Origin of the sequence: Jannaschia seosinensis, assembly GCF_001408515.1 — a bacterium.
In the GTDB taxonomy this organism is placed as follows: Bacteria; Pseudomonadota; Alphaproteobacteria; order Rhodobacterales; family Rhodobacteraceae; genus Jannaschia; species Jannaschia seosinensis.
The window spans coordinates 1-7,922 of the sequence record NZ_CYPR01000230.1; the positions used below are offsets into that span (position 1 = coordinate 1).

The 7,922-nt window shown below is 63.8% G+C and carries 8 protein-coding genes and 3 pseudogenes; 2 read left to right on the plus strand and 9 right to left on the minus strand.

Annotated elements, in window-relative coordinates; translation table 11 throughout:
* Positions 1 to 272, plus strand: a 272-nt coding sequence (locus tag JSE7799_RS21440) for a hypothetical protein (protein WP_222101806.1), incomplete at its 5' end; no start/stop codon positions are given.
* A 292-nt stretch (positions 273 to 564) separates the two neighbouring features.
* Here the strand turns inward: JSE7799_RS21440 and tnpC are convergent.
* The 9 genes and pseudogenes from tnpC to JSE7799_RS17635 all read right to left on the minus strand — a co-directional run.
* On the minus strand, positions 565 to 2,205 hold the full coding sequence (gene tnpC / locus JSE7799_RS17605) for an IS66 family transposase (RefSeq protein ID WP_055664782.1): 1,641 nt from the start codon (positions 2,203 to 2,205) through the stop codon (positions 565 to 567).
* 62 nt (positions 2,206 to 2,267) lie between these two features.
* Complete coding sequence (tnpB, locus tag JSE7799_RS17610) at positions 2,268 to 2,615, minus strand: IS66 family insertion sequence element accessory protein TnpB (protein WP_055664778.1); 348 nt, start codon at positions 2,613 to 2,615, stop codon at positions 2,268 to 2,270.
* Entirely contained in the window at positions 2,612 to 2,989 is a 378-nt protein-coding gene (tnpA, locus tag JSE7799_RS17615; protein ID WP_055664779.1) for an IS66-like element accessory protein TnpA, read from the minus strand. Before tnpA ends, tnpB begins: the two co-directional genes overlap by 4 nt.
* A 71-nt stretch (positions 2,990 to 3,060) precedes the next feature.
* Positions 3,061 to 3,850 (minus strand): annotated as a pseudogene (locus JSE7799_RS17620) (IS256 family transposase); the annotation flags it as partial.
* A gap of 329 nt (positions 3,851 to 4,179) precedes the next feature.
* Positions 4,180 to 4,731 (minus strand): hypothetical protein, encoded by a 552-nt coding sequence (locus JSE7799_RS21445; RefSeq protein ID WP_222101807.1) that lies wholly within the window; start codon positions 4,729 to 4,731, stop codon positions 4,180 to 4,182.
* The gene (locus tag JSE7799_RS21450; RefSeq protein ID WP_370736667.1) at positions 4,728 to 5,204 is read right to left on the minus strand and encodes a transposase; all 477 of its coding nucleotides are present in this window, start codon (positions 5,202 to 5,204) and stop codon (positions 4,728 to 4,730) included. Before JSE7799_RS21450 ends, JSE7799_RS21445 begins: the two co-directional genes overlap by 4 nt.
* A 9-nt stretch (positions 5,205 to 5,213) precedes the next feature.
* On the minus strand, positions 5,214 to 5,387 hold the full coding sequence (locus tag JSE7799_RS22365; protein WP_222101809.1) for a transposase: 174 nt from the start codon (positions 5,385 to 5,387) through the stop codon (positions 5,214 to 5,216).
* Between the two features lie 44 nt (positions 5,388 to 5,431).
* Positions 5,432 to 6,628, minus strand: coding sequence for an IS256 family transposase (locus JSE7799_RS17630; protein WP_055664781.1), 1,197 nt, complete (start codon positions 6,626 to 6,628; stop codon positions 5,432 to 5,434).
* Positions 6,629 to 6,764: 136 nt separating this feature from the next.
* Positions 6,765 to 7,136, minus strand: a pseudogene (locus JSE7799_RS17635) (IS3 family transposase); the annotation flags it as partial.
* A gap of 91 nt (positions 7,137 to 7,227) precedes the next feature.
* Here JSE7799_RS17635 and JSE7799_RS17640 point away from each other — a divergent pair.
* Positions 7,228 to 7,922, plus strand: a pseudogene (locus JSE7799_RS17640) (DDE-type integrase/transposase/recombinase); the annotation flags it as partial.

Below are 7,922 nucleotides of genomic sequence, written 5' to 3' on the forward strand. Positions count from 1 at the left end.
ATATCCGGCAGTTCGAAGCAGTCAGTAAACCAAGTTACTTAAAGAAAGAAGTAGAATGCACTTCGATTATTCTCACCATCATTGTAGTGAAATCGTCTGCAAGACGGCGGCATCCTAACAGGCTGCTGAAAAAGGAAATGGACCTCGACGAACTGCATCAGCCGTCTCGAAGGGATGACAAGATATTGTGCGCAGGCGCTTCCAAAACCGATATGATGTGTCGTCGTAGGATTCGAAGATGGGCACTCAAGACTTTTTCAGCAGCCTGCTAAGGCCGTGGAGGGTGTCGCTAACAGTATTTCCTATGGCAACCACCTCAGCCAGACGAGATATCATTGTATGAGGACATCACATCATTTCGGCAAGGGCCGCGGTGTTCGTCAAGGTAGTTGTCGCCTGCACTCGTTTTCACGCTGCGTGTTCGGCTGGCCCGACCATGGGGCCGCCGCCGCCAGCTTGATGGGGGAGCGCGTCGGCGGCCCCATGGCCTCTGCGCCCGGCTTCGGGTCGCTCCGGGTTCAGCCAGACCGAGCGTAAGCGCCCGGTTCTGACCGCCTTGTAATTTCAGGCAGCTTCGCTCTGCGTGGTTCCGGCGGCTTTTGGCGTCCAGTTCCAGGGCAGCAACTCGACGAGGCGGTTGTTCTTGTGATCGTGGATGCGGTCGAGGATGTCGGCGAGGTAGGCTTGGGGATCGAGGCCGTTCATCTTCGCGCTCTCTATGAGCGTCATCGCCCGCGCCATGGTTTCGCCACCCGTGTCCGATCCGGCAAATAGCCAGTTCTTCCTTCCAACACCCACTGGGCGCATGGCGCGCTCGGCGGCATTGTTGTCGATGGCAACGCGGCCGTCCTCGAGGAAGAGGGTGAAGGAGGTCCAGCGGTTGAGAGCGTAACGGAAGGCCTTGGCGAGATCACTCTTGCCCGGGATCCGGGATAGCTGCTGCTCGGCCCAGACCTTGAAGGCGGCGATCTTGTCAGCGCTGTACTTCTCGCGAGCGGCAAGCCGTACCTCGGCAGGCTGCCCGGCGATCTCACGCTCGATGTCGTAGAGCTTGCCGATACGGTCGAGAGCCTCACGGGCAATCTGGGACTTGTCGGACGTCCACACGTCATGGAAGTCGCGCCGCAGGTGTGCCCAGCAGGCGGCCTCGCGGAACTGCTGCGTGTCGTCCGCGCGCGTCTCATACAGCTCTTTGAAGCCCGCATAGGCATCGGCCTGCAGAATGCCGCCCGACTTCGCGAGATGGCCACGTGGATGCTCACCCTTCCGATCCGGTGAGAAGTAGTAGACGACGCCCGGGGGCGCCGCACCTGACCATGGCCTCTGATCCCGGACATAGGCCCAGATCCGGCCCTGCTTCACACCCTTTCCAAGGCCCTTGTCCTTGCGGGACCGGTCGAGCACACGGATGGGCGTATCATCGGCGTGCAGGATCGAACTCGACATCACGTCGGCCTCGATCTTTTCGATGAGCGGGCTCAGGGCCTTCATCGCACCGCCGCACCAATCGACCATCGTGGAATCCGGAACGTCGGCGCCCATCCGGGCAAAGATCTCGTTCAGGCGATAGAGCGGGATGTGGTCGTCGAACTTGGAGACGAGGATGAAGGCCAGCAGGCTGGGCCCTGCCATGCTGCGCGGGATCGGTCGGCTGGGGGCGGGTTCCTGCACCATGCGCTCGCAGCGGCGGCAGGACTTCTTCACCCTGGCGATCTCGATCACCTTGATCTGGGCCGCGATCATGTCGAGCAACTCGCTGACGTCCTCGCCGACCACACGCAGGTCGCCGCCACAATCGGGACAGGCGTCTCCGGGATCGAGTTCTCGGCGCTCGCGCGGCGTGTCCTCCGAGACGCGGGGGCGGCGGCGCTGCTTCTTCTCCGGCGCGGCTTCGATCTCTTGATCCGGCAGCGGGCCATGCTCCAGGGCCTCGTCTTCCTCAGGCGGCGCGTCGTTCGCCTCGGCCTTGGCGATCATCAGGTCTTCGAGTGCCAGTTCGAGTTGTTCGATCTCGCGCTCGATCTTCTCGGAGCTGGCGCCGAACTTCTGTTTCTTCAGCTTGGCGATCCTGACGCGCAACGCCTGCACAAGCAGGTCGTGGGCGCGCAGGGTTGCGGACATCTTCGCGTTATCAGCCTGCAACGCGGCGATCATCGCCTTCAAAATGGCAGGGTCGTTCGGGAGATCTGCGGGCGCTTGCGACATGCGCATTCATAGCAGCCCATGCCACCGAACGCCATAAAAACAAGGGCTTCCAGAGCAGTATATCAACCGACGCGGGCCGGTGGTGCGCCCCAGTTCGGTCGTCGCCAGTCGATGCCTTCCCAGAGCATGGCCAACTGCGCTGCGGTAAGTCGTGCAGTGCCGTCGGCCGCAGAGGGCCAAGGGAAGCGGCCACGCTCCAGAACCTTGTAATACAGGCAGAAGCCTTGGCCGTCCCAGTACAACAGCTTGATGCGATCACCGCGACGTCCACGAAAGGCGAAGACGGCGCCGCCTGACGGTTTCTGCCGCAGGACATCCTGCGCCAGCATGGCCAATCCGGCGATGCCCTTCCTCATGTCCGTGACGCCACAGGCCAGGTACACCCGCACTCCGGTTCCCGGGCCGATCATGCTGTCTCAACCGCTCGGATCAGACGCGTCAGCATCGCCTCCTCGATCCCGGGCTCGCAGCGCAACTCGCGGCCGTTCCGCAGGATCACCGCGATTTCCGCCCGCCGGGCCGCGCCTGCCTCAACACGCACAGTCTCTTCTGGGACCGCAGCCATCTCCACGGGCAGAAAGGTCGCGCCACCTGGATCCGGCCACAGCCCCTTCCGTCTCAGTTCGCGCCGCCACTGGTAGACATGCTGACGGGTCAGGTCGTGGTGTCGCGCAACGTCGGACACCGTCCATCCGTCAACGCCGACTTCTCCCAGGATCTCGAGCTTCGCTTCATCCGACCAGCGCCGCCGACGCTCCGCACCCAGGACGATCTCGTGCCGCATCCCAACCTCCGCCACAGACGACGTCGGTAACGACGCCAATAGCGACGTTGATTAAGATCTGCCGATCAGCTCAAGAAGGCGGCCCCAACCGGGCGGTTACTGCTCACGCGGGCCAGCAGGTTGCGCTGGAAATGCACGCGGCAACGCTGCCATCCGGCGCCCAAGACCTTGCGGGCAGCGGCCTTCAGGCCCTCATGGGCATCGCTGATCACCAGTTGCACGCCGCGCAGCCCGCGGCGCGTAAGAGATCTCAGAAAGTCTGCCCAGAAGGTCTCGGCCTCCGATGGCATTACGGTGATCCCCAGGATCTCGCGGCGCCCGTCGGTGTTGACCGAGACGGCCACTATCACCGCCCTCGCAGAGCTTCACACGGGTCGCGTCGAGCCACAGGAACGGCCAATCGCCTTCGAGGGGCCGGTTCAGAAATGCATGCACCCGCTCGTCGATCTCCTCGCAGAGCCGCGAGACCCGGCTCTTTGACGTGCCCGTCAGACCCATGGCGCGCACCAGATCGTCAACGGCACGGGTAGAGACGCCGTGAATGTAGGCCTCCTGTATGACCGCCATCAAGGCTTTCTCGGCCGTTCTGCGCGGCTCCAGGAAAGTGGGGAAATAGCTGCCCTTGCGCAGCTTCGGGATGTTCAGTCCGATCGTGCCCGCGCGGGTATCCCATTGCCGCGGCCGGTAGCCGTTGCGCTGGTTCTCCCGGTCCGCGCTGCGCTCGCCATGCCCGGCTCCGCACACGGCGGCCACCTCGATGTCCATCAGCCGCTGCGCGGCATCCTGGATCAGATCGCGCAGGAAATCCGCGTCATCGCTCTTGGCGATCACCCCTGGAAGGTCGATCATGGTCTCGGTCATCGTGCTCTCCTTCGTTGTCGTCGGTCGTCGAACAACCTCAGACTACGAAGAAGCGCGGTGGCCGCCAGACCGGCCGTGCGCTGCGCTGCACCAGATGGCTCCGCGCGCGGCCTCCTACACCACGGGGTGGGACACTACCTAACGCCTCAGATGCACCTGTGTCGCAGAGCCGGCTCGTCTCATTCGAGGCGGCTCTGCATCGACTTCTCTGCGGGTGCGTCTGTCAGGCGCGACTTGCGCTGAATGTGGTTTGGTTGTTGTTGCTTTTCGAGAGAATTCAGTTTGTGCTGGCTTGAATCTGGTCGTCAATCTTAGCTCGACTTTGTACATTATGCGGCGAAGCAAAGTGCTTCGGCCATGCGCACGAGGCGGTCGGGCGGGATTTCTTGCGGTTCCCGGTCCGGCGGAGAGTGTTGGAAAACGTCTCCTACCCAGAGGGCCAGACGCACCGAACCGATGGCGTCGGTGAAGGTGAGATTGGTCTTGCGATACCATGCTGCGGCATAGGGCGTGCTGGTCGTGCTCAGCAGATCGCGGGCCCACAGCGAGATGAGGCTGTAGAGACCGAGCAAGGCAGGTGTTGTTCGCGCGATTGCCTTGTCGGACCACTGCCTTTGGGTTTCGACGCCGAGATGCGCGCGGGTTTCTGCAAAGGTGACCTCGACCTGCCAACGGCGGACGAAGGGTGCGATGATGTCGGCTGGCTCGCGGGCGGTGTCGGTGCTGAAGAAGGCCTGCGGGGCCCGCTTGCCTTCAGGGTCTCTGACAAGCACCCAGCGGATTGGTTTGGGCGGCGTGCCGGGGCGATACCAGAGTGCGGTGTCCGAGGCGATCTCGAGCGTTTTCCCTTGCTTGCGGCCATACCATGAGGAGACGGTCATTCTGTGCCATGGCGTAGCGGGATCTGAAAGCAAGGTTTCAACTTGGGCAACGGCGGGCCCTTCTGTGCCGGACGGCCGACGGAGCGCGCATTGCGCTCGGGAGGGGGCGCGAAGAGATTGGCATCGAGCCGGAGCCGGCTGATCAGCGTTGCCCGGCCTGTGATAGCGTGGGCCAGTTCGTGGACGGCGAAACTGCTGTCGCCGACGAAGACGATGTCGCGGTCGGGCAACCAGCGGCAGAGCTGGAGCGCCCCTTGGCGGGCCCAGTCGGTCAGCAGCTTGTGTCTGCGTCCCCGGTGAAGGTTGGAGCGTTGTGACGGGGCGAGCAGGGTGAAGACCGGCAGGGCCTTTACGGCACCCGCCCACGGGACCGGCGTCAGCACCATGAAGCTCAACCAGCGCAGTCCGCTGGCCTTGACGAAATGGCCGTGGCTGGAGCGGACGGGATCGCGATAGATGCCGCGTGCTGTGATCCTGCGCCCTCACCGGCGTTCAATGGTGTCGTCCATCCCGATGACTACCGGGCCCTCCGGCACGAGGCGGTTGACGACCATGCTCAGCAGGTGCCGCGCCATGGCGTGGGTGTTCCACCGGGCACGGTTGAGGAGCTGATGACAGCTTGAGAAATTCTGCGCCTCGGCACGATAGTGCCCCATTGCGTGGTGTAGGAGCGCCGACCTTCGGAGAGGTCCGAAGCTGATCAGGTGGCCACGGTGGGCAATCTGACGTCTGCATTGTCGGTGATGCGCGCGAGGCTTTCAGGCGACATGTACCGCCGGGCGACTGTCCATTCGTCGTTTGTCTCGAGCATCAGAGCGCCGACCAGGCGAACAATGGCTTCGTCGTTTGGAAAGATCCCGATGACATCGGCGCGCCGCTTGATCTCGCGGTTTACTCGCTCGATTGGGTTCGTGGATGCGATCTGGGTCCAATGCTCGCGCGGGAAGTCCATGTAGGCCAGGACGTCGTCGCGGGAGGCGTCCATGAACGCGCCGAGCTTTTCCTGCTTCTCGCGAAGCGCATCCGCGACCACTTCCCACTGGGCTTCGGCCTCGGCCTTTGTCTCCTGCGCGAAGATCGTCTTCAGCATCGCCGCCACCGCCGTACGCTGCTTGGCCGGGGCATGGGCAAGCGCATTGCGCATCCAGTGAACGCGGCAGCGCTGGTGGGTCGCGTCGAACACCCGACGCGCAGCCGCCCGCAGCCCCTTGTGATCGTCGGCAACGACCAGCTTCACGCCCCGCAGGCCGCGATCGGCCAGCGAGCGGAGAAAGCCGGTCCAGAACGTCTCGGCCTCGGAAGGGCCGGTGGCCACGCCCGGCACCTCACGTTTGCCGTCCTCGTTCACCGCATTGGCCACTATCGCGGCGCGGCTGACAATGCGCCCGCCGTCACGCACCTTCAGGTACGTGGCATCGAGCCAAAGGTAGGGCCACTCGCCCTCCAGCGGCCGCGACAGGAACGCGTTCACCCGCTCATCGATCTCACCGCAGAGCCGGCTGACCTGGCTCTTCGACATGCCGCCAGCGCCCATGGCCTTCACCAGGTCGTCCACCGAGCGCGTCGAGATGCCTTGCACGTAAGCCTCCTGGATCACAGCCATGAGTGCTTTTTCGGCTGTCCGACGCGGTTCAAGAAAGCTCGGCAAGTAGCTTCCCTTCCTCAGCTTCGGGATCTCCAGCGATATCCGTCCGGCGCGGGTGTCCCAGTCCCGCTCGCGGTATCCATTTCGCTGAACCTCACGCGACGGCGAACGCACGCCCTTTGCTACGCCAGTTCTGGTCTCAATCTCCGCTTCCATGATCCGCCTGGCCGCGAAAGCCAGCATCTCGCGCACGAGATCGCCATCGGCCTCCTTTTCAACCAGCTCAAGCAGCGCCATTCTGTCGTCGGTCATCGTCGTCTCCGTTCTTGGTTTCGAGTCTCGCAACCCGAACCTTCTCGAAGATCGACGGTGACCACCAGCGTCACACCAGGCCGCGCGCTACGCTACGCCAAGGGCTTCGCCCGCGGCCTCCTACACCAACCGCTGGGACACTATCTCGCATAGTTACGACCTTGCCGTCGTGGGCGCGGTCGGATCGTTCCGCATGACGGCGAGCCAGCAGGAGGTTCTGGGCCTGCATGATGCGGTATACGCGCTTGTGGTTCACGGGCGCTGCGCCTTGGGTCCGGAGCTGCCGGTTCAGGAGCGCGGTGATCCGCCGGTATCCGTAGGTCGGCCGCGCCGCAACGAGCGCGGTGATCAGCAGCACCACCGCCGCGTCTTGCGCTTTATGATAGCGCCGCCGCGGCTTCGCGCTTCCCTTCAAGCGATCATGGAGGTTGGAGCGGGAAACACCGAGGGTCTCGGCCACGACGCTCATCGGGAACCGTCCTTCGGCTGCGACTGCGCAAGCCACGTTGTTCCGTCCCGGATGATCACCTTTCCCCGCGACGACCCGCGCTCTTCATGGCAAGATCGGTTCTGAGGGACCTTCGAGACGGGGCACGACCATGCTGATACATCTTCACAAGCAGGCCACGACCACGCCGAAGGTGCGGGCGGCGATCCAGGCGAGCACGGAACCTGCTCCGGTCCTGGCCGAGCGCTTCGGCATAACGGAGCAGACCGTTTACAAGTGGCGCAAGCGCGACAGCGTCGCGGATCGCAGCCACACGCCGCACAGGCTCCAGACGACGCTGACACACCACCGCAGGAGGCCGTCGCGGTGGCCCTGCGAAAGGCGCTGCTGGTGTCGCTGGATGATCTTCTGGCGGTTGTGCGGGAGTTCCTGAACCCGAACGCCTCGCGCTCGGGGCTGGACCGCTGCCTGCGCCGGCATGGCGTGGGGAACCTGCGCGACCTGAAGGCCAAGGCGGCCAAGCCGAAGCACAGCGCCTTCAAGGCCTACGAGCCGGGCTACCTCCACATCGACGTGAAANACCTGCCGCAAATGGCCGATGAGACCCGCCGCCGTTACTCCTTCGTGGCCATCGACCGGGCGACCCGATGGGTCTTCATCCGTGTCTTCCCGGCAAAGACCGCGGCCAACGCACGGCGCTTCCTGCGCGATCTGGAGCGCGCCTGCCCGATCCGCATCCGCACCATTCTCACCGACAATGGCAAGGAGTTCACCGACCGCCTTTTCGGCCTGCGCAAGCGGACTGCCACGGGAGAGCACGCGTTCCACGCGCTTTGCGCCGCCCTC